At 60.2% G+C, this 19227-nt stretch carries 20 protein-coding genes; 14 read left to right on the top strand and 6 right to left on the bottom strand.

The features are described from left to right. Window positions 1-169 precede the first annotated feature (169 nt). Window positions 170-1126: a porin gene (locus ACQKP1_RS06795; RefSeq protein WP_427274689.1), complete on the top strand. Its 957-nt coding sequence runs from the start codon at window positions 170-172 to the stop codon at window positions 1124-1126. Window positions 1127-1225: 99 nt separating this feature from the next. On the opposite strand, the gene ACQKP1_RS06800 is transcribed toward ACQKP1_RS06795, so the two are convergent. Continuing rightward, a complete protein-coding gene (locus tag ACQKP1_RS06800) occupies window positions 1226-2086 on the bottom strand; it encodes an alpha/beta fold hydrolase (protein WP_427274690.1) in 861 nt (286 codons plus the stop codon). 84 nt (window positions 2087-2170) lie between these two features. Further along, the gene (locus ACQKP1_RS06805) at window positions 2171-4240 is read right to left on the bottom strand and encodes a transglycosylase SLT domain-containing protein (protein ID WP_425959197.1); all 2070 of its coding nucleotides are present in this window, start codon (window positions 4238-4240) and stop codon (window positions 2171-2173) included. Window positions 4241-4463: 223 nt separating this feature from the next. On the opposite strand from ACQKP1_RS06805, the gene dapA reads away from it, so the two are divergent. Next, complete coding sequence (gene dapA / locus ACQKP1_RS06810; protein WP_427274691.1) at window positions 4464-5348, top strand: 4-hydroxy-tetrahydrodipicolinate synthase; 885 nt, start codon at window positions 4464-4466, stop codon at window positions 5346-5348. A 285-nt stretch (window positions 5349-5633) separates the two neighbouring features. Here the strand turns inward: dapA and ACQKP1_RS06815 are convergent, their stop codons facing one another. Together ACQKP1_RS06815 and ACQKP1_RS06820 are read right to left on the bottom strand one after the other, a co-directional pair. Beyond that, a complete protein-coding gene (locus ACQKP1_RS06815; RefSeq protein WP_427274692.1) occupies window positions 5634-6092 on the bottom strand; it encodes a hypothetical protein in 459 nt (152 codons plus the stop codon). 780 nt (window positions 6093-6872) lie between these two features. Further along, window positions 6873-7490, bottom strand: coding sequence for a hypothetical protein (locus tag ACQKP1_RS06820; RefSeq protein WP_427274693.1), 618 nt, complete (start codon window positions 7488-7490; stop codon window positions 6873-6875). 294 nt (window positions 7491-7784) lie between these two features. Here ACQKP1_RS06820 and smpB point away from each other — a divergent pair, with 294 nt between their 5' ends. Next, window positions 7785-8261, top strand: a complete 477-nt coding sequence (gene smpB, locus ACQKP1_RS06825; protein ID WP_166601299.1) for an SsrA-binding protein SmpB — start codon at window positions 7785-7787, stop codon at window positions 8259-8261. Window positions 8262-8266: 5 nt separating this feature from the next. Next, window positions 8267-8686 carry a DUF3830 family protein gene (locus tag ACQKP1_RS06830; protein WP_427274694.1) on the top strand — a complete coding sequence of 140 codons (420 nt, stop codon included), beginning with the start codon at window positions 8267-8269 and terminating at the stop codon, window positions 8684-8686. Window positions 8687-8928: 242 nt separating this feature from the next. Here the strand turns inward: ACQKP1_RS06830 and ACQKP1_RS06835 are convergent, their stop codons facing one another. Continuing rightward, window positions 8929-9513, bottom strand: coding sequence for an NYN domain-containing protein (locus ACQKP1_RS06835; RefSeq protein WP_006727365.1), 585 nt, complete (start codon window positions 9511-9513; stop codon window positions 8929-8931). A gap of 295 nt (window positions 9514-9808) precedes the next feature. Here ACQKP1_RS06835 and rpoZ point away from each other — a divergent pair, with 295 nt between their 5' ends. The 8 genes from rpoZ (at window position 9809) to era (ending at window position 16538) form a co-directional block, all read left to right on the top strand. Next, window positions 9809-10210, top strand: coding sequence for a DNA-directed RNA polymerase subunit omega (gene rpoZ / locus ACQKP1_RS06840; RefSeq protein WP_006727366.1), 402 nt, complete (start codon window positions 9809-9811; stop codon window positions 10208-10210). Between the two features lie 98 nt (window positions 10211-10308). Next, complete coding sequence (locus ACQKP1_RS06845; protein WP_427274695.1) at window positions 10309-12537, top strand: RelA/SpoT family protein; 2229 nt, start codon at window positions 10309-10311, stop codon at window positions 12535-12537. 231 nt (window positions 12538-12768) lie between these two features. Continuing rightward, window positions 12769-12918, top strand: a complete 150-nt coding sequence (locus tag ACQKP1_RS06850; protein ID WP_076395410.1) for a DUF3563 family protein — start codon at window positions 12769-12771, stop codon at window positions 12916-12918. Window positions 12919-13042: 124 nt separating this feature from the next. Next, window positions 13043-13624: a DUF2062 domain-containing protein gene (locus ACQKP1_RS06855; RefSeq protein WP_203014290.1), complete on the top strand. Its 582-nt coding sequence runs from the start codon at window positions 13043-13045 to the stop codon at window positions 13622-13624. 1 nt (window position 13625) lies between these two features. After that, the gene (acpS, locus tag ACQKP1_RS06860) at window positions 13626-14030 is read left to right on the top strand and encodes a holo-ACP synthase (RefSeq protein ID WP_203014293.1); all 405 of its coding nucleotides are present in this window, start codon (window positions 13626-13628) and stop codon (window positions 14028-14030) included. Window positions 14031-14127: 97 nt separating this feature from the next. Beyond that, the gene (gene lepB / locus ACQKP1_RS06865) at window positions 14128-14865 is read left to right on the top strand and encodes a signal peptidase I (protein ID WP_203014295.1); all 738 of its coding nucleotides are present in this window, start codon (window positions 14128-14130) and stop codon (window positions 14863-14865) included. Then, a complete protein-coding gene (gene rnc / locus ACQKP1_RS06870; RefSeq protein ID WP_427274696.1) occupies window positions 14862-15587 on the top strand; it encodes a ribonuclease III in 726 nt (241 codons plus the stop codon). Before lepB ends, rnc begins: the two co-directional genes overlap by 4 nt. Beyond that, window positions 15588-16538 (top strand): GTPase Era, encoded by a 951-nt coding sequence (gene era / locus ACQKP1_RS06875; RefSeq protein WP_427274697.1) that lies wholly within the window; start codon window positions 15588-15590, stop codon window positions 16536-16538. A 21-nt stretch (window positions 16539-16559) separates the two neighbouring features. On the opposite strand, the gene ACQKP1_RS06880 is transcribed toward era, so the two are convergent. Beyond that, window positions 16560-17657 carry an AbrB family transcriptional regulator gene (locus ACQKP1_RS06880; RefSeq protein ID WP_427274698.1) on the bottom strand — a complete coding sequence of 366 codons (1098 nt, stop codon included), beginning with the start codon at window positions 17655-17657 and terminating at the stop codon, window positions 16560-16562. A gap of 105 nt (window positions 17658-17762) precedes the next feature. On the opposite strand from ACQKP1_RS06880, the gene ACQKP1_RS06885 reads away from it, so the two are divergent. Next, window positions 17763-18401, top strand: a complete 639-nt coding sequence (locus ACQKP1_RS06885) for a TetR/AcrR family transcriptional regulator (RefSeq protein WP_427274699.1) — start codon at window positions 17763-17765, stop codon at window positions 18399-18401. Between the two features lie 51 nt (window positions 18402-18452). Continuing rightward, window positions 18453-19226, top strand: a complete 774-nt coding sequence (recO, locus tag ACQKP1_RS06890; RefSeq protein WP_427274700.1) for a DNA repair protein RecO — start codon at window positions 18453-18455, stop codon at window positions 19224-19226. The last annotated feature ends 1 nt before the right edge of the window (window position 19227 follow it).

A 19227-nucleotide genomic window follows, 5' to 3' on the forward strand; every position in this document is an offset into this window, starting at 1 on the left:
GTTCGCGCCTGGCACTGGCGCAGCTCGAGAGAGAATCGTGCCTGTTGAGGCCCGAGAATGAATCGGCGCGCTGCCAAGCATCTGCCCCATGATCCACTAACCAACTGAAAAAACAAAACAAAGCCAGTATTCGTCTGCCTCGACCTCTATAATTGACTGGAGGTCAATAATGAACATCAAGAGCCTTCTTCTCGGCTCCGCTGCAGCTCTCGTTGCAGTTTCCGGCGCTCAGGCTGCTGACGCAATCGTCGCTGCCGAGCCCGAGCCCATGGAATACGTTCGCGTTTGCGACGCTTTCGGCACCGGCTTCTTCTACATCCCCGGCACCGAAACCTGCCTCAAGATCGGCGGCGAAGTTCGTTTCGCTTACGACTGGAACAGCAACGACACGACCCTCATCAACCGTGACGACTTCCAGACCCGCGCTCGCGTCGTCTTCCAGACCGCAAATGACTCGGAAGTTGGCACCATCGGTTCCTACATCCGCCTCGAAGGCAACAGCGACGGCTCGCAGGGCGTCATCCTTGATCAGGCCTACATCACTGTTGGCGGCTTCAAGGCTGGTTACTTCCTGACCTGGGCTGACGACATCGGCATCTCCGGCGAAAACGACACGTTCATCGACAACGCGAAGTTCGACTCGGTCAGCTACACCTACGCAGCTGACGCCTTCACCGTTGGTCTCGGCGTTGACGAACTCCGTCAGGCTGACGGCGCATTCGGCGTGCAGGGTTACGCTTCCACCACGCTCGGCGTTGCAACCATCAGCCTCTGGGGCGGTTACGACACCAAGGCTGACGAAGGCTACATCTCTGCCAAGGCAGCTGCAGCTGTTGGCCCGGGCACCTTCGAACTCTACGGCGCATGGGCTTCTGATCCGTCGCACTACGTAGCCACCGTTGAGTGGACCGTTGGCGCTGCTTACGGCTTCAAGGCAACCGAAAAGCTGACGATCACCCCGTCGGTCAACTTTGTTGAGCAGTTCAACGGCGTTGACTACACCACCGGTGGCGTTCTGGCTTCCTACGCTGTTGCTTCGGGCCTCAAGGTCGACGCAACCGTCGACTACAACAAGTCCGACTCGAAGGACTGGACTGGCTTCGTTCGCCTGATCCGTTCGTTCTAATTCGATCTCCAGATCGAATAAGGGAAGCCCGGCCTCGTGCCGGGCTTTTCGTTTGTATAGAGGTGTTCTGACGATCGCCGCTGCGATCAACAGCTGGGTTCAGCTGCCGAGAAACGCGCCGATCGCCTCCGCGAGGCCTCCGAGATGCAACAGCGGCGCATGCCCCTGGCCCTTCGCCTCCACAATCGTGCATCCGGAATGTCGCCGCGCCATCTCATCCGTCGTCGCGCGGGACAGAAGCCTTGAGTGTTCCCCCCGGATCACCATCACCTTCTTGTCCGCAAACAGCGCAAACTGTGCCCAGAGGTCGGGGAAGGGCTGGCTCAGGTCTGCGGCACGAAACTGTGCGGCGATATCAGGGGCGAAATCTGCCGTGAGCTTTCCATCGATCTCGCGGTAAAGCGCCTTAGCCATGTCGGCCCAGTCGTCCTGCTTCAGCGCCGGAAACTCTGCGCCATGGGTTGCCTCGAGGATATCAGCCGCTTCGGCGTAACTGGAAGGCGCAGGCCGATTGCCGAGATAGCCTTGGATCTGCCGCAGCCCCTCCGTTTCCAGCACAGGCCCGATATCGTTCAAAACCAGCCGTTCGATACGATTGAGATGCGTCATGGCCAGAATATGCAGGATCAAGCCGCCGCGCGAGGTGCCGATGAAGGCGGCGCTGTCGATCCCCAATTGGTCGAGCACGCTGATCACGTCACCCGCTTCGATAGGGATGGTGTAACGCTCCGGGCTCGGATCTCGATCCGACAACCCACGGCCGCGCGAGGAGATCGCGATGACCCGCCGATCATAAGGCGGCGCTGCCAGCATTCGCGCGAGATCTTCGAAGTCGAGCACATTGCGTGTGAGCCCCGGCAGGCAGACGACGGGCGTTCCGCCATTGTCTGCGCCATGAATGCGCACATGCAGGTTAAGTCCGTCGGGGACGGTGATGAAGCGGTCGATGCCATCGGCCATGCGGTTCTCCTTCGCTGTCTCGAAAGAGAGCCTAGCGGAGCCTTCACCGCCGGTCATCAGGCAATCATGTAAAGGGCCGGGCGCTTACCGACCGAAGCGCAAATCGTGCACGATGTCGGTCTTTTGTCCAAGTCGGCTCTTGTAGACCTGATAATTCTCCATCACCCGCATGACGTAGTTGCGCGTCTCGGGGAAGGGGATCCGCTCGATCCAGTCGACCACCTCGTCGATCGACTTGCCGCGCGGATCGCCGTAGCGCTCGATCCATTCAGGCACTTTGCGCGGGCCGGCATTGTAAGCGATGAAGGTCATTATATAGGAGCCGCCGAAAGCGTCGATCTGCTCGCCGAGATAATGGGCGCCGAGGGTGGCGTTGAAGCCCGGATCGCGCGTCAGCTTCTCCGGTTGATAGGCAATGCCGTGACGTGCGGCGACCCCTCGGGCCGTCGAGGGCAGGAGCTGCAACAACCCGCGCGCATCGGCCGGCGAGATGGCGGCCGGGTTGAAGGCGCTTTCCTGCCGGGCGATCGCGTAAGCCAGCGCCTTGCCGGAGCCGGCGATATTCGCACTAGCCGGAATGACGCCGACGGGGAAGGCGAGCGCCGGCACATCGATGCCGCGCGCGTATGCGGTCTTACCGATCTGCAGCGACAATTGATGTCCGCCGGAAGAGTTTTCCGCCCGGGCGCTGAGCAGCGCCAGTTCACCTGGACTGTCGAGCTGGTCGGCGAGCGCCCGGTAGAGGCTCTGCGCCCGCCAGCCATGGCCGGCCGCCTCGTAGCGGGCGATCGCCTGGACGGATTCGCGCTGACCGAACCGGCTGCGGTCGGCCTCGCTCGGGCGGGGATAGGGGATCTGGATGCCGGGACGATCGATGCGGGCGGCCGCGAGCTGGCCGTAGAAGGTGCTGGAATGCTGGGCTGCGCGGGCGAAATGCTCGCGCGCCTTGCCGTCCTTGGCTGCTTCCGCCGCACGGCCGAGCCAATACCAGGCACGGCTTGCCGAAAGCGGCCGGTTCGATACCTCGAGAATGCGGTTGAAGTGGCGGCTTGCGGTGCCGGGGTCGTTCAGCGCCCTCAGCGCATACCAGCCGGCATGGAACTCGGCGTCGGCAATATCGGTCGCTTCGGTTGCCACATGGCGGGAGACGATGCGATAGGCCTCGCGATACTGGCCGAGATCGGCAAGCCCGCGCGCGATGATCCGCTGTTCGTTCCACCATGCGCGGCCGCTCACCAGCTTGTCCCGCTCGCGCGGCATCTGTTCGAGAAGCTTTGCCGCTTCTTCGTAGCGCTGTTGCCGGCGCAGGTTTTCGATGCGGATATAGAGGAGCGCCGGATCCTTGGCCCAGGACTTGTCGACGGCGGCAATCAGCGCATCGACATTCTTGGCGCGCGCATTGAGCCCCGCCCAGGCGCGGTAGAGAGACTGCGCTTCACCGAGCGAAGAAAACCGCTTCGCCTGCGAGGCCCGGTTGCGATACATCAGATAATCCATGCGCGCCCGGTGATCGGCAGTGCGCAAAAGGGCAGGGAATTCCTTGAGGATCCGGTTTTCCGCTGCCTCATCCAGCGCCTCGCTGCGCCAGAGATTGCGGATCAGGCTTGCCGCTTTCGCCGTGTCGCCCGAGCCGAGATGCGCGCGCGCCAGGAGGATCGTGCCTTCCGTCGTCTCCGGCGCCGTGTTGCCGAAAGCGGCGAGAACGGCGGATGGCGCCGGGTTTTCGCGGAAAAGCGCCTTTTCCGAATTGGCGCGGAAGGATTTGAGCCCCGGCCAGCCCTGAAGCTGTCGCTGGGCGGCGGCAATTTCGGCCGCTGGCACATCGCTCAAGCCGGACATCGCGATCGACCAGGTCAGCATCTGCCGGTCGAGACCGGCGGGCATGCGATCGCGGATCGCAATCGCCTGGGCGCCTTTGCGATCGGACAGAGCGTCGAGACCGGATTTCAGCTGCGGATTGGCAGCCGCCAGACGATCGCCACGCGGAATGGCGCCGGTGGTTTCGAGCGACGGCGGCAAAGCCTTGCTCGGCGCAAAGCCGAGCGGCTTCATTGCCGGAACGGGCACATCGGAAAGCGCATGCGCACTTGTCGACGACAAGATCAGCGCAAGACCGAGACCAAGGACAGAACCGTAAGAGAGCGACATCTTCATCCACACACCAGAACCCATGGCATCACACGAGAGATTAGGCCGAGCACGCGGTTAACAAAAGCCTAAAGCCAGCGATCACATTCTCTCGAACGAAGCCTCGGAAAACTGTCACAAATCTCCTGCAGATGCGCTTGTCGCACCTGATGGTGCGAAGTAATGTGCCCCCGATTTAATCTGAGAATGCGGCCGAAGCGTGGATGTCGGCCCCCGAGGAGTTCATTGCATGTATCAGGGATCCATTCCCGCGCTCGTCACGCCGTTCACGAATGAGGGCGCCGTCGACGAGCAAGCCTTCGCCGCCCATGTCGAATGGCAGATTTCCGAAGGCTCCTCCGGTCTCGTGCCTGTTGGCACCACGGGCGAATCGCCGACCCTCTCCCACGCCGAGCACAAGCGTGTGGTCGAGCTCTGCGTCGAGGTGGCCGACAAGCGCGTGCCCGTGATTGCCGGCGCCGGCTCCAACAACACGCTTGAGGCGATCGAGCTTGCCCAGCATGCTGAGGCCGTCGGCGCAGACGCGCTGCTCGTCGTCACCCCCTATTACAACAAGCCGACGCAGAAGGGCCTGATCGCCCATTACGAGGCGATCGCCAAGGCCGTCTCGCTGCCGATCATCATCTACAACATCCCCGGCCGCTCGGTGATCGACATGTCGCCGGAGACGATGGGAGCGCTTGCGAAAGCCCATAAGAACATCATCGGCGTCAAGGATGCGACCGGCAAGATCGAGCGCGTTTCCGAACAGCGCATCACCTGTGGGCCGGATTTCGTCCAGCTCTCGGGCGAAGATGCAACAGCACTCGGCTTCAACGCCCATGGCGGCGTGGGCTGCATTTCGGTCACTGCCAATGTCGCCCCGCGCCTCTGTGCCGAATTCCAGGCCGCGACCTTGGCTGGCGACTATGCCAAGGCACTCGCCTACCAGGACCGCCTGATGCCGCTGCACAAGGCCATCTTCCTGGAGCCCGGCCTCTGCGGCGCGAAATACGCGCTGAACCGCACCCGCGGCATGAACCGCACCGTCCGCCTGCCACTGATGGCAACGCTGGAGGCCTCGACGGAAGCCGCGATCGACGCGGCGCTGAAGCATGCGGGGTTGCTGAATTGAGGGAATGACAAAAGGCCGGCGGAGACGCCGGCTCAGTTTGCTTACAAACCCCTCGTTTTTTCACGAGACGCGAAAACGAGGGGTTTTGATTCCGATGTGTTCACGCTCTGAATCTGTGACGTTCCGTGAATCTAAGGCGTTTCGGTGTGCCTGCGAGGTTTGTCAGCAGTCTGGGCCGGCGGAGACGCCGGCTTTTTTGGTTTGGGAAGTGCCGTTGCTTTGCTCGCCATGCTCGCTCGATGCCAGCAGGAGATGCTGTTGAGCAGCCATCCCCCTGTAACGCGACTAATACCTCTCAACTCGGAAGCTACCGCCAACTGAAGCATAGGCAGCCGCTTTGCGCGCAACGTCGTCAACATAAGCCTTGTCCCAATGCCAACCTACGATCTGGCCGTAGGAGTATTCAACGAAATCGTTCACAGGCCGGTGAGGAGGATGAAATCGGGCGGCTTCGACGATTTGCCCTGTTGGCAAGATGAAAAGCTCGAATGTCCATTCCGGCCAAATTTTCTCATCAGGCTCTGGCGCAGCGGATATGCCAACGGGTGACTTTATAAGGTACGTTTTCTCTTCCGGATTGAAGCGACTCAAATATAGATCTTGCTGAATGTATCGCGAGAAAAAAGAGTGGCCAGAGTATTCGTACGTGCCATCATGATCAAGTTTCCATGCGCGAAACATAAGCCGATCAATTTTTTTAAATCCTTCAGGTGTTGGATACGCAACTTCAAAGCCCGCGCCCATGAATTCTCCAGGCCTTTGCCAGTCACCTGGAAAGTCATCGCTCTGGCGGCAAAACGAAGCATAGTTGTTCGAGCAAGCATACCATTTGTTTGCTCGTTGGATGGCACGAGCTCAGGGCATTCCTGGAGGAAGCTAAAAAAATCGGCCGCCCCCGAACCCAACAGATAAACTCTCTTATGGTCAATGTCGAACCCCCTAGTACGGACGCAAAGGGGATGAATCGCCGATCCAGCTATTACTAGTGCAACGATCTCAGTCCCTTCTCCGCATGAGTCTAGGATTTCGAATAGTGCTTTAGAATGTTCCTCTAACTGCTGCGTCTTCGGTAGAATGATATCTAGCGCTTCGATGATTCTGATTGCCTCGCGTTGGTACCCAGCCCACGCGATGAGCAAGTAGGGCCTCACAATGATGAGCTTCTGAGCGAGGTTTGCTGCATAGTGCGAAGTCATTCCGGGAAATACGCCGGGAGCGCGCAATGTGGGTAAGTCTACCTCTTTAGGCATCCCCCACGATAAGAGAAGGTCACCCACAAAAGCAGGAAGCCCGCCAATGCTTAAACCTGCCACGAGGGTCATAGTGCTATTCCATCTTCTAAAAAAAACTCTGCCTGATTAGATGGGTGCATTGTCCTAATAGCAATGTTCCAGTAAGGTGTCATATTATGGAGTATATAGAAGTCCTTACAGCAATTCTGAATTTTTTGGCGGTCTTTGTCGGAATCGCCTCATTCAAAAAATATTCTTAATGTCCTCGAATCGAGGGACAATAAGAGGCTGATTACCTCCGATAGGGCAGGCGATTTCTAGCAGTTGAAATCGACAAATTCTCTGATAATTCAATATGATATGGAAGTCTTGCTAGCTTGGTGATGGGTAGACGAGGATCGTTTGACGTGCCATGTTCAGTGAAGCACATTACCTGCCAAGGTATTTTAGAAAGCTCCTGAATGTCGGCCGAATCTAGCGGGCGATTTCCCAGCACGACGATATCTTTCAGGAACGTTGCTGGACCAATGACAGCCAATCGGTTTTGCTTAAGGACTGCGAAAGCAGAGCAAGCGTCTTTGCCGACTGCAACAATCATCTCCTTCGAGCCCGGAAACCCTGAGATGTATTTTTGATCAAATAGTTCCCAGACTGCCCAGCGGGCAAAAATTCCTGCGGTTAGGTCTCCGTAGATGTAACGCTTATCAGCTAGATAGTGGACATCTAAGCCCGTGAAACCAGGCAGAACGGACCTGTTGAAGGACTTCTGGCGGTCGGACTTTCCGGAGTTGCCCCGAGACGCTTCGCCCTCCAAATAGCGGTAGGAAATCTCGTTCAGCAGCGCTACCCCAGTGGGCTGACTCTGAGCGAGCAATTCAAGGACACGGAGTTTTCTCTTTGTCTGGCGCATTTGCTGTATCTTGGCTCTAATGTTCTGCAATTCGTAAAGAAAAACACGGGCGTTTAAACTACAGATTTTCTAGTTGTCGCTCTCTGCTGCGATGAGCCGTAAAAGGCCCTCACTCAGACTCTTTAGGCGCCCGTTGCATCAGCTTTGAAGCAAGCAAGCTGCTGGGTCCCTCAACTCACCACCCCCACCTTTATTTCCCCCCCATCCTCCATTACATACCTGTCATACCCGCCACGCCCCGCCCGGGCGCAGGCGACCCACCACAAAATCCCGGGCGAAACGGAAGATTTGACCATGGCCCCCAGAGGCTCGCAGCGCACCGTCAACAAGATCGTCGCGGAAAACCGCAAGGCGCGCTTCAATTATGAGATCGTCGACACCTACGAGGCGGGTCTGGTTTTGACCGGCACGGAGGTCAAGTCGCTGCGCGAGGGCAAGGCCAATATCGCCGAATCCTATGCCTCCGACGAGGGCGAGGAAATCTGGCTGATCAATTCGCATCTGCCGGAATATCTGCAGGCGAACCGCTTCAATCACGAGCCGCGCCGCCGTCGCAAGCTTTTGCTCTCCAAGCGCGAGATCAACCGCCTGCGCGCCTCGATCAATCGCGAGGGCATGACGCTTGTGCCGCTCAAGATCTATTTCAACGAGAAGGGCAGGGCGAAGCTGGAGCTGGCGCTCGCCAAGGGCAAGAAGCTGCATGACAAGCGCGAGACCGAGAAGGAACGCGACTGGAACCGCCAGAAGCAGCGCCTGATGAAGACGGGTTGAGTGGCATGTCCCTGGAATTTCTAAAGGTTACCGTCGGCCCCTTCGTCTTCGAGGCCCGGCTCGAGCGCGAAAAGGCGCCTGAGACCTGCCGCATTTTCGAGACCTTCCTGCCATTCCGCAACCAGGCGATCCATTCGCGCTGGTCGGGCGAGGCGGTCTGGGTGCCCTTGGGCGATTTCCAGTTCGGGGCAGGCTTCGAGAACCACACGGCATATCCCTCGCGCGGCGACATCCTGCTTTATCCCGGCGGCTTCAGCGAAACGGAACTGCTCTTCGCCTATGGCTCCTCGCAGTTTGCGAGCAAGATGGGTGTACTATCAGGCAATCACTTTCTGACGGTGACGAAGGGTGGGGAGCAGCTGGAGGCCATGGGCAATATGGTGCTCTGGCAGGGCGCGCAGGATATCGCCTTCGAAGCGATGTAGGAAAGCTACCCTGCTTAGGTCCTTCCGCGATGGCGGAGCAAGAACACCCCCCTCTGTCACTGCGTGACATCTCCCCCACAGGTGGGGAGAGTGGGACGTCGCGTTTGCCGCGCTGTTCAAGACATCAGTGGAGGGCGACGGGGCAGCGGCTCAGCCGCTCTCCCCCCTTGTGGGGGAGATGCCCGGCAGGGCAGAGGGGGGTGCTTTCAACCGCAATCATTGTCGCGGGCGCCCCAAGTCCCTCAGTGGTCGTCTTCGCTCGATGTCGCCGGTTCCGGGGCGCGCGGCATGCCGCGTTCGCTCGGGTCGCGGCCGATTTCGGCTTTCAGCGTCATCAGGTCGATGAAATGGTCGGACTGGCGGCGGAGATCATCGGCGATCATCGGCGGCTGCGTCGCCATGGTCGAGACGACGGAGACCTTGCGGCCCCGGCGCTGCAGGGCTTCGACCAGCGTGGTGAAATCGCCGTCGCCGGAGAAGAGCACGAGATGGTCGACCGTCTCAGACTGTTCCATCGCATCGATCGCAAGCTCGATATCCATGTTGCCCTTGACCTTGCGGCGGCCCATGGAGTCGGTGAATTCCTTCGCCGGCTTGGTGATCACCTTGTAGCCGTTATAGTCCAGCCAGTCGATCAGCGGGCGGATCGAGGAATATTCCTGGTCCTCGATAAGGGCCGTGTAATAATAGGCGCGCAGCAGATAGCCGCGCTTCTGGAAGGCTTTCAAGAGCTTGCGGTAATCGATGTCGAAGCCGAGGCTCTTGGATGCGGCATAGAGATTGGCGCCATCGATGAAGAGTGCAATTTTTTCGCGGGGGTCGAACATTTCGATATCCTTACGTCAAATATGAACAGTCTCGGCAATCGGCAATCAAAACAATACCTTGCCCCTCCAGATATGATCATAGATTTACATTATGAAATGATCATATAAAAATCTATCTAGGGCATCGTCAGGGGCAATCCAAGCAGCCTGTGGTTGAAATGTGGTGTATTGAGGGCCTTTTCCGGCCTTCATTTTTGGGCTTGGCAGTGTGTGAGCACGAAAAACTTGAATTTGCCTGCCATTGCCTGTATCGCAGCCGTCAATCCCACGCATTCAAGATCGCAAAGGACAGGCAATGGCCCGTGTCACCGTTGAAGATTGCATCGACAAAGTCGAGAACCGCTTCGAGCTCGTTCTGCTCGCAAGCCACCGTGCCCGCCAGATCTCCCAGGGCGCGCCGATCACCATCGATCGCGACAAGGACAAGAACCCGGTCGTCGCTCTGCGCGAAATCGCCGACGAGACCCTCTCGCCCGACGACCTGAAGGAAGATCTGATCCATTCGCTGCAGAAGCACGTCGAAGTCGACGAGCCGGAGCAGGAGCCGAGCTCGATGCTGGCCAATACCGGCACCGCCGGCAAGGGCGAGGAAGAGGACGAACTGCCGGAAACGCTCACCTTCGACCAGATGTCGGAAGAAGAGCTGCTTGCCGGTATCGAAGGCCTCGTTCCGCCGGAAAAGAGCGACGATTACTAATCGTCAACAGATCAGACTTAAGTCTTGATCTGACTGTAGGATGAATGTGCGCCAGTCGTCTCGACTGGCGCGCTTTTTCGTTTGTGGAGACGATCGGAATGATGCGGCAATACGAGCTCGTTGAGCGGGTGCAGAAATACAAGCCCGACGCCAACGAAGCTCTGCTGAACAAGGCCTATGTCTATGCCATGCAGAAGCACGGCAAGCAGACACGCGCCAGCGGGGACCCCTATATCTCCCACCCGCTCGAAGTTGCCGCCATTCTGACGGATATGCATCTCGACGAATCGACGATCGCGGTGGCTCTGCTGCACGACACGATCGAGGACACGTCCGCGACCCGTGCCGAGATCGACGAACTCTTCGGCGAGGATATCGGCCGTCTGGTCGAGGGCCTCACCAAGATCAAGAAGCTCGACCTCGTCACCAAGAAGGCCAAGCAGGCGGAAAACCTGCGCAAGCTGCTGCTTGCCATTTCCGACGATGTCCGTGTTCTCCTGGTAAAGCTCGCCGACCGCCTGCACAACATGCGCACGCTCGAGCACATGCGTGACGACAAGCGCGCCCGAATTTCCGAAGAGACGATGGAAATCTATGCGCCGCTCGCCGGCCGCATGGGTATGCAGGACATGCGCGACGAGCTGGAGGACCTGTCCTTCCGCTACATGAACCCGGAAGCCTATGAGACGGTGACCAACCGCCTTGCGGAGCTTTCCACCCGCAACGAGGGCCTGATTACCAAGATCGAGGACGAGTTGCGGGAGCTTCTGGTCGCGAACGGGCTTTTGAACACCTCGGTCAAGGGCCGGCAGAAGAAGCCCTATTCCGTCTTCCGCAAGATGCAGTCGAAATCGCTGTCCTTCGAGCAGCTTTCGGATGTCTATGGTTTCCGCATCCTGGTCGACGACATCCCCGGCTGCTACCGGGCGCTCGGCATCGTGCACACCCGCTGGCGCGTCGTGCCCGGCCGCTTCAAGGACTATATCTCGACCCCGAAGCAGAACGACTACCGCTCGATCCACACCACCATCGTCGGCCCGTCGCGCCAGCGTATCGAGCTGCAGATCCGCACGCGGCGCATGCACGACATCGCCGAATACGGTATTGCCGCCCACAGCCTGTATAAGGACGGCGAAAACGGCGAGGCGAACGAGCCGCTGCAGCGCGAGAGCAATGCCTATTCCTGGCTGCGCCACACGATCGAGGCGCTGGCGGAAGGGGACAACCCGGAAGAGTTCCTCGAGCATACCAAGCTTGAGCTCTTCCAGGATCAGGTCTTCTGCTTCACGCCCAAGGGCAAGCTGATTGCGTTGCCGCGCGGGGCGACCCCGATCGATTTCGCCTATGCCGTGCACACCAATGTCGGCGATACCTGCGTCGGCGCCAAGATCAACGGCTCGATCATGCCGCTCGTCACCCGTCTGTCGAATGGCGATGAAGTCGAGATCATCCGCTCCGGCGTCCAGGTGCCGCCTGCCGCCTGGGAAGAAATCGTCGTCACCGGCAAGGCCCGCGCCGCCATCCGCCGCGCCACCCGCATGGCGATCCGCAAGCAATATGCAGGCCTTGGCCAGCGCATCCTGGAGCGCACCTTCGAGCGCGCCGGCAAGGTCTTCTCCAAGGATACGCTGAGACCCGCGCTGCATCGTCTCGGCCAGCGCGACGTGGAAGACGCGATCGCCTCCGTCGGTCGCGGCGAGACCTCCTCGCTCGACGTTCTCAGGGCCGTCTTCCCCGACTATCAGGACGAACGTGTGACCGTGAAGCCGTCTTCGGACGAGGGCTGGTTTGCGATGAACAGCGCCAATGGCATGGTCTTCAAGATCCCCGGTCCGGCCCATCCGAAGGGCGATGCACCGACAGCGGGCGACGGTCCGGATCCACTGCCGATCCGCGGCCTTTCCGGCAATGCAGAGGTGCATTTCGCCCCTGCCGGTGCCGTTCCCGGAGACCGAATCGTCGGCATCATGGAAGACGGCAAGGGCATCACCATCTATCCGATCCAGGCTTCCGCCCTGCAGCGCTTCGAAAACGAGCCGGAGCGCTGGATTGACGTGCGCTGGGATCTCGATGAGGCGAACAAGTCGCGCTTCGTCGCCCGCATCCTGATCAATGCGCTGAACGAGCCGGGTACGTTGGCGACTGTTGCGCAATCCGTCGCGCGTCTGGATATCAATATTCGGGTGCTCAACATGATTCGGATCGCCACCGACTTCACGGAAATGGGGATCGATCTCGAGGTCTGGGATCTGCGCCAGCTGAGCCAGCTGCTTGGCGAGTTGAAGGAGCTGGACTGCATCTCGACGGTGAAGCGCGTCTACGACTGATGCGCCGATCCGGGCGGCTGGGGAAGGGCAGGGCGCGGGCTTCGCGATCTGCAGGCCTCGATTGGGTCAAACTGCCTTCGTTTTGATCACGATCTTGCCCAAATCGTAAACCTCGGCCCCCTCGTCATGCGTTTGGCGCATGGCTGGCTTCAGTTCTTGTCTCTGGTGCCTTGTGCGCCGCAGCATTATCTTCAGTCCAACAGATGAAGAGAAAGAACCGAGGACAAAACGATGTTTACTCCGATCCGCAAATTCGCCCGCGCCCTTCGCGTCCCGACCGTTGCAGAGCGTGAAATGAACTACCTGAACGGCGCTCGCGACCTGGTCGACCTGGAATACCGTCAGCGCGAAATCGACCGTGGCATGTTCCGCCGCGCCTGAACTGCCCACCGACCAGATACGGTCTCTGCTGCGACGCCGGTTCCTGCCGGCGTCTTTGCTTTTTGACCACTTTGTCAGCCGCTTTTGCTTGCCGAAGCCGTCCAGGATCAACTACATATCCCGCATGCTGTTTCGACGCCGGCAACCGATATCCAGACTGACCAAGCTGCGTGAGCTTTTCTGGCCGCGTCGTGGCTTTATCAGATCGTTTCAATATCTGAGCAAACGTGTCCTGCGCCTGTCCGCCACTCCCCATGCGATTGCAGCCGGCGTGGTCGCGGGAGTCGTTTCTTCGTGGACCCCGTTCATCGGACTGCATTTTCTGCTCGCCTTCGCGATCGCCTATATCATCGCGGGCAACATGGTTGCGGCAGCTATCGGAACAGCCTTCGGAAACCCGCTGACCTTTCCGTTCATCTGGGCTTCGACCTGGGAGGTCGGCCATCGCCTGATCGGCAAGGGGGATCCGGTCACGGATAGCGTCGATCTCGAGAAGAAATTCTCCCTTTCGGCCTTCGAGAGCATGTGGCATCCGATCTTGAAGCCCATGCTGGTGGGAGCGATCCCGCTTGCCGCCGTCAGTGGCGTTGTCATCTACTGTGTCATCTATTTCACCGTGTCGAAATTTCAGGCCCGTCGCCGCGAACGGCTCGCCGCGCGCGCCCGTACCCGCCTCGCCGAAGCCCTCCAGGGATCGAGCATCTGAGATGATCATCGGCATCGGCAGCGACTTGGTCGACATCAGACGGATCGAGAAATCGATCACCCGTTTCGGCGAGAAGTTCACCGCCCGCTGCTTCACGGACGAGGAGCAGGCGCGCTCGAATGGCCGCAAGGACACCGCTGCCTCCTATGCCAAGCGTTTCGCCGCCAAGGAGGCCATGGCAAAAGCGCTTGGCACCGGAATTGCTGAAGGTGTCTTCTGGAAGGAAATGGGCGTCGTGAACCTGCCGAACGGCAAGCCGGGCCTGGAGCTGACCGGTGGCGCGGCCCGATGTCTGGAACGGCTCCTGCCGGCAGGCCATCGTCCTGTCATCCATCTCACCATCACCGACGAATTCCCCTATGCCCAGGCATTCGTCATCGTCGAGGCCCTGCCGGAAAGCCGCTGAGTCGACTGGTCGCGCTGGTCCGGACGCCTGCGCGGTTGCCGCGCGCACGCGAACCGACTAGAGAGAGCAGGATTTTCGCAAGAAGGAAAAGATCCGCGTGAGCGAAGAAAAGAAGCAAAGTGCCCTCTGGGAAAACGTCAAGGTCATCATCCAGGCCCTGCTGTTGGCAATGGTGATCCGCACCGTGTTCTTTCAGCCCTTCACAATTCCGTCGGGCTCGATGATGCCGACGCTGCTTGTTGGCGACTACATCTTCGTCAACAAGTTCTCCTATGGCTATTCGAAGTACTCACTGCCCTTCTCGCCGGATCTCTTCGAAGGCCGGATCTTCGAAAGCGAACCGGAGCGCGGCGACATCGCCGTCTTCCGCTTCCCGCCGAACCCGAGCATCGACTACATCAAGCGCATCGTCGGCTTGCCGGGTGACCGGATCCAGATGATTGGCGGCGTACTGCAGGTCAACGGTCAGCCCGTGCCGAAGGTGCAGGACGGTGTCTTCACCTCCGATTACCGGATGGATCCCGGCACCGATGTTCCGGTCTTCCGCGAAACGCTCGACAATGGCGTGAGCTACGACACGCTCGACCAGGCGCAGGGCACCCGCGGCGATGACACGCGCGAATTCATCGTGCCGGAAGGCCATTATTTCGCGATGGGTGACAACCGCGACAATTCGCTCGACAGCCGTTTCGACGTTGGCTTCGTGCCGGCCGAGAACCTGATCGGAAAGGCCTCGCTGATCTTCTTCTCGCTTGGGAATGATACCTCCTTCCGCGAAGTCTGGAAGTGGCCGGCCAACATGCGCTGGGATCGCCTGTTCAAGGTGGTCGAATGACGAACAAGAGCGTGGTCGGCGAAAAGGATTGGGAGCAGCTCGAAGCTGCGATCGGCCACAAATTCGCCGACCGCGATCGCTTGAAGCGGGCGCTGACGCATGCCAGCGCCCAGGTCTCGCGGGGCAAGAAAGGCGATTACGAGCGCCTGGAATTTCTGGGCGACCGCGTGCTGGGCCTCTGCGTCGCCGAAATGCTGTTCACGACCTTCCGCGACGCGACCGAGGGTGAGCTTTCGGTCCGCTTCAACCAGCTGGTCAGCGCCGAGGCCTGTGCTTCCGTTGCCGACGAGATCGAGCTCTATCGGTTCATCCGCACGGGCTCCGACATCAAGAAGATTACCGCAGCGAACATGCTGAACGTCCGCGCCGACGTGGTCGAAAGCCTGATTGCCGCCATTTATATCGAAGCAGGGTTGGAGGCCGCGCGCGGCTTCATCCTGAAATACTGGGAGGGTCGCGCTGCCCGCGCCGATGGCGCCCGTCGCGACGCCAAGACCGAATTGCAGGAATGGACGCATGCCAGATTTGGCAAGCCGCCCACATACAAGGTTGCCGATCGCTCCGGACCGGATCATGATCCCCGCTTCACGGTGATCGTCGAGATCCCGGGCCTGAAGCCGGAGATCGGCATCGAACGTTCCAAGCGAGCCGCCGAACAGGTGGCCGCGACCAAGATACTCGAACGCGAAGGCGTCTGGGCCAAGGCCTCCGGCGCGAATTGAATGGATGATATGACCGACACCGAAACGCATGACGGCGGCGAAGCCACCGTCAACACCCCGACCCGATCCGGCTTCGTCGCCTTGATCGGCCCGACCAATGCCGGCAAGTCGACGCTGGTCAACCGCTTCGTCGGCGCCAAGGTGTCGATCGTCAGCCACAAGGTGCAGACGACGCGCGCCGTCATGCGCGGCATCGCGATCCACAAGAACACCCAGATCGTCTTCATGGACACGCCCGGAATCTTCAAGCCGCGCCGCAAGCTCGACCGCGCCATGGTGACCTCGGCCTGGGGCGGCGCCAAGGATGCCGATATCATCCTTCTCCTGATCGACAGCGAACGCGGTTTGCGCGGCGATGCCGAGGCGATCCTGGAAGCCCTGAAGGATGTGCCGCAGCCGAAGATCCTGGTCCTGAACAAGATCGACCGGGTACGCCACGAAGATCTGTTCGCGCTGGCCGAGAAGGCCAACGAGTTCGTCAAATTCGATCGCACCTTCATGATTTCGGCCACGACAGGCTCCGGCTGTGACGACATCATGGACTACCTGGCAGAGACCTTCCCGGAAGGTCCCTGGTATTATCCGGAAGATCAGATCTCCGATTTGCCGATGCGCCAGCTCGCAGCCGAAATCACCCGCGAGAAGCTGTTTCTCCGCCTGCACCAGGAGCTTCCCTATTCCTCGCATGTGGAAACCGAGAGCTGGGAAGAGCGCAAGGACGGCTCGGTTCGTATCGAGCAGGTTATCTATGTCGAGCGCGACAGCCAGAAGAAGATCGTGCTGGGCAAGAACGGCGACGCGATCAAGGCGATTTCCACGGCTTCCCGCAAGGAGATGTCCGAGATCCTCGAACAGCCGGTCCACCTCTTCCTCTTCGTCAAGGTACGCGAGAACTGGGGCAACGATCCCGAACGCTTCCGCGAAATGGGCCTCGAGTTCCCCCGCGACTAAGCACATTCAAGCGAAGGGCGCTCAGTCCTTCGCCACGCGCCTTGCCACGAAGTCCGAAATCGTCGGTCCGATCAGGATGATGACGATCAGCCGCATGGTCTGCAGCGCCATGATGAAGGACATATCGACCGGCGTGGTCGCGGCAATGATCGCGATCGAATCGAGCCCGCCAGGGCTGGTCGCGAGATAGGCGGTCAGCGGGTCGATGCCATGCAGCGACCAGAGCAGGAAGGCAAGTCCGCCGCTGAAGGCCATCAGCACGAGGATCGAGCCGACGATCTGGGGCAGGGCGCTTGCCGCATGCCTGAGGATCCGCCGCGTGAAGGACAGGCCGATCCGCCAGCCGATCACACCATAGCCGAGCGCCAACAGCCATTCGGGCAGTTGCAGGGTGATATAGCCCATGACATGCAGAACCGTCGTCGCGACCAGCGGCAGGAGCATGGTGCCAGCCGGTATCCGGAACCGTGCGCCGATCATCGCCGCCGCAAGGGCCGCAGCCAGCGTTAAGGACAGATCGAGCCAGTCCGTCTCCGGAAACCAGACGACCGGATGTGCTGCGCCACCCTCGATGTTGAAGACGAAGGCTGCCATCAGCGACGCCCCGGTCGCGACGAAGGCGACGCGCAGATACTGCATGAAGGCGACCAGCCGCGCATCCCCGCCATGCGCTTCTGCCATCAGGACCATGGCTGAGGCGGCTCCGGCAGATGTGCCCCAGATTGCTGTGGTGCCCGGCAGTATCTCGGCTTTCGCCATGAAATAGCCAAGCAGGCTGCTCGCGGCGATGATCGCAAGCACGATGGACAGAAAGACCGGCCAGTCGTCTGCCACCGTCGACAGCGTTCCGAGATCAATCGAGCGGGCTATGATGCAGCCGATCAGCGAGTGGGCGAAGATGTAGGGATAGCGGTGAACGGAAAGCCGTGCGCCGTTGGTGGCCACGAGAATGGCCGCGACCATGGGCCCGAGCAGCAGCGCGCCCGGGATATGCGCGAGGAAAAGTCCGCCGGAGATCGCAACGGACAGAGCGAGGAGAACAAGCCAGCGAAGCACGACCGGAAGCGGTGTCAACAGGCCAGGTTGGGCTGGCGTTCCGTGCTCTTTGTCCAGGGACATGACTGTCTCCGTCCTTCGTCTGAGACACCTTTGCCGGAAAGGGCTGGACGAAAGCGCGTTTTCATCAAATAAATGAGGTAGACCTCACAAACGAGTTTTATGAGCATGGCCTCGCAAAAGTCAAGTTCGGCGGCGACATCGCAGGCGACGCCCGCGCCGACCGCCAAGGAGCCCAAACGCAAGCGCGGCATTGCCCGGGTCGCAAAGCTTCTTGATGCCGGTGCCGCCGTGTTTGCCGAGCAGGGCTACAGGGCTGCGACCATGACGGAGATTGCTGCCCGGGCCGAGGCACCGATCGGCTCACTCTACCAGTTCTTTCCCAACAAGGATGTGCTCGCCGACGCCCTCGTTGCCCGCTACGCCGAGCATGTCGAGGCGGCCCTCGACCGAATCAGGGCGCAGGTGGCGGACCTCGATGGCAGCCAGCTTGCCGACCGTTTGCTCGACGTGCTGGTCGCTCACGCAGTCGAGCGCAGTCTGGCGCTCAGCCTGCTCGATGCCCGCTGGGAGCAACCGGGTGTACGCCCGGGCGTGCTTCGCGAAAGCCTGCGCAAGCGGATCACCGAGATCCTCATGCTGTGGCGCCCGCAATTGCCGGAGGAACAGGCCGAGGCCATGTCGGTGGTGCTCTTCCAGGCGATGAAGTCGCTCGTGCAACTGCATGAAGAAAAACGCTATCCCGGAAAGGCCGAAGCGATTGCCCATTGGCGCGGCTGGGTGCAACGCTATCTCACGGACGTCTGACATCTCGCGAAATTCCTCGCGCTAGCCCGGCCTCTGCGGTAAAACTCGTGCATGCAATGGACAGATGAGGCAATCCTTCTCGGGGTGCGGCGGCATGGCGAAACAAGCGTCATCGCCGAGGTGATGACGCGCAGCCGTGGCCGCCATCTGGGCATGGTGCGCTCCGGCCGGTCGCGCACGATGCAGCCGGTCTTGCAGCCCGGCAATCGGCTGGAGGTCACCTGGCGCGCACGCCTCGACGAACATCTCGGCGAGTTTCGTATAGAGCCTCTGATGCTGCGGGCTGGGCGGCTGCTGGAGAGTGCGACCGCCGTCTACGGCGTGCAGGCGCTCGCCGCCCTGCTGCGGCTTTTGCCGGAGCGTGATCCCCATCCGCATCTCTTCCAGGCGCTGGATGTCATCCTCGATCATCTCGAGGAGCCGGCGACGGCAGGCGAACTCTTCGTCCGCTTCGAGCTCGCGCTGCTGAATGATCTCGGCTTCGGGCTGGATTTGAGCGAATGCGCCGCGACGGGCACGCATCACGATCTGGCTTATGTCTCACCGAAGTCGGGCAGGGCCGTCAGCCGCGAGGCAGGCGCCCCCTGGGCGGACAAGATGCTGGCGCTGCCGGATTTCTTGACCCCCGGAACCAACCGCGCGGCAGATCCGGAGACATTGGCGGCAGCCTTTCGGTTGACGGCCTATTTTCTGGATCGCCATGTCTACGTGCCGCGGGGGCTGGAGCCCGGCGCGGCACGCGAGGGATTCTGTCAGGCGGCGTTGAAGACCTTGCGCTCGCTCGAAACGCCTGGCGCATTGGCCGCGCCCAGAAACACGGCCTGAT

Source organism: Allorhizobium sp. NPDC080224, assembly GCF_050281005.1.
GTDB lineage: Bacteria > Pseudomonadota > Alphaproteobacteria > Rhizobiales > Rhizobiaceae > Allorhizobium.

Excerpts from the sequence above, each read along its gene's own strand:
- ACQKP1_RS06795 (WP_427274689.1), top strand. The coding sequence starts at position 170 with ATGAACATCAAGAGCCTTCTTCTCGGCTCCGCTGCAGCTCTCGTTGCA.
- ACQKP1_RS06850 (WP_076395410.1), top strand. The coding sequence starts at position 12,769 with ATGTTTACTCCGATCCGCAAATTCGCCCGCGCCCTTCGCGTCCCGACC.
- era (WP_427274697.1), top strand. The coding sequence starts at position 15,588 with ATGGATGATATGACCGACACCGAAACGCATGACGGCGGCGAAGCCACC.
- recO (WP_427274700.1), top strand. The coding sequence starts at position 18,453 with ATGCAATGGACAGATGAGGCAATCCTTCTCGGGGTGCGGCGGCATGGC.
- ACQKP1_RS06880 (WP_427274698.1), bottom strand. The coding sequence starts at position 17,657 with ATGTCCCTGGACAAAGAGCACGGAACGCCAGCCCAACCTGGCCTGTTG.
- ACQKP1_RS06805 (WP_425959197.1), bottom strand. The coding sequence starts at position 4,240 with ATGAAGATGTCGCTCTCTTACGGTTCTGTCCTTGGTCTCGGTCTTGCG.
- dapA (WP_427274691.1), top strand. The coding sequence starts at position 4,464 with ATGTATCAGGGATCCATTCCCGCGCTCGTCACGCCGTTCACGAATGAG.
- acpS (WP_203014293.1), top strand. The coding sequence starts at position 13,626 with ATGATCATCGGCATCGGCAGCGACTTGGTCGACATCAGACGGATCGAG.
- ACQKP1_RS06845 (WP_427274695.1), top strand. The coding sequence starts at position 10,309 with ATGATGCGGCAATACGAGCTCGTTGAGCGGGTGCAGAAATACAAGCCC.
- ACQKP1_RS06855 (WP_203014290.1), top strand. The coding sequence starts at position 13,043 with ATGCTGTTTCGACGCCGGCAACCGATATCCAGACTGACCAAGCTGCGT.
- ACQKP1_RS06885 (WP_427274699.1), top strand. The coding sequence starts at position 17,763 with ATGGCCTCGCAAAAGTCAAGTTCGGCGGCGACATCGCAGGCGACGCCC.
- ACQKP1_RS06820 (WP_427274693.1), bottom strand. The coding sequence starts at position 7,490 with ATGCGCCAGACAAAGAGAAAACTCCGTGTCCTTGAATTGCTCGCTCAG.
- ACQKP1_RS06830 (WP_427274694.1), top strand. The coding sequence starts at position 8,267 with ATGTCCCTGGAATTTCTAAAGGTTACCGTCGGCCCCTTCGTCTTCGAG.
- smpB (WP_166601299.1), top strand. The coding sequence starts at position 7,785 with ATGGCCCCCAGAGGCTCGCAGCGCACCGTCAACAAGATCGTCGCGGAA.
- rnc (WP_427274696.1), top strand. The coding sequence starts at position 14,862 with ATGACGAACAAGAGCGTGGTCGGCGAAAAGGATTGGGAGCAGCTCGAA.
- rpoZ (WP_006727366.1), top strand. The coding sequence starts at position 9,809 with ATGGCCCGTGTCACCGTTGAAGATTGCATCGACAAAGTCGAGAACCGC.
- ACQKP1_RS06800 (WP_427274690.1), bottom strand. The coding sequence starts at position 2,086 with ATGGCCGATGGCATCGACCGCTTCATCACCGTCCCCGACGGACTTAAC.
- ACQKP1_RS06815 (WP_427274692.1), bottom strand. The coding sequence starts at position 6,092 with ATGGGCGCGGGCTTTGAAGTTGCGTATCCAACACCTGAAGGATTTAAA.
- ACQKP1_RS06835 (WP_006727365.1), bottom strand. The coding sequence starts at position 9,513 with ATGTTCGACCCCCGCGAAAAAATTGCACTCTTCATCGATGGCGCCAAT.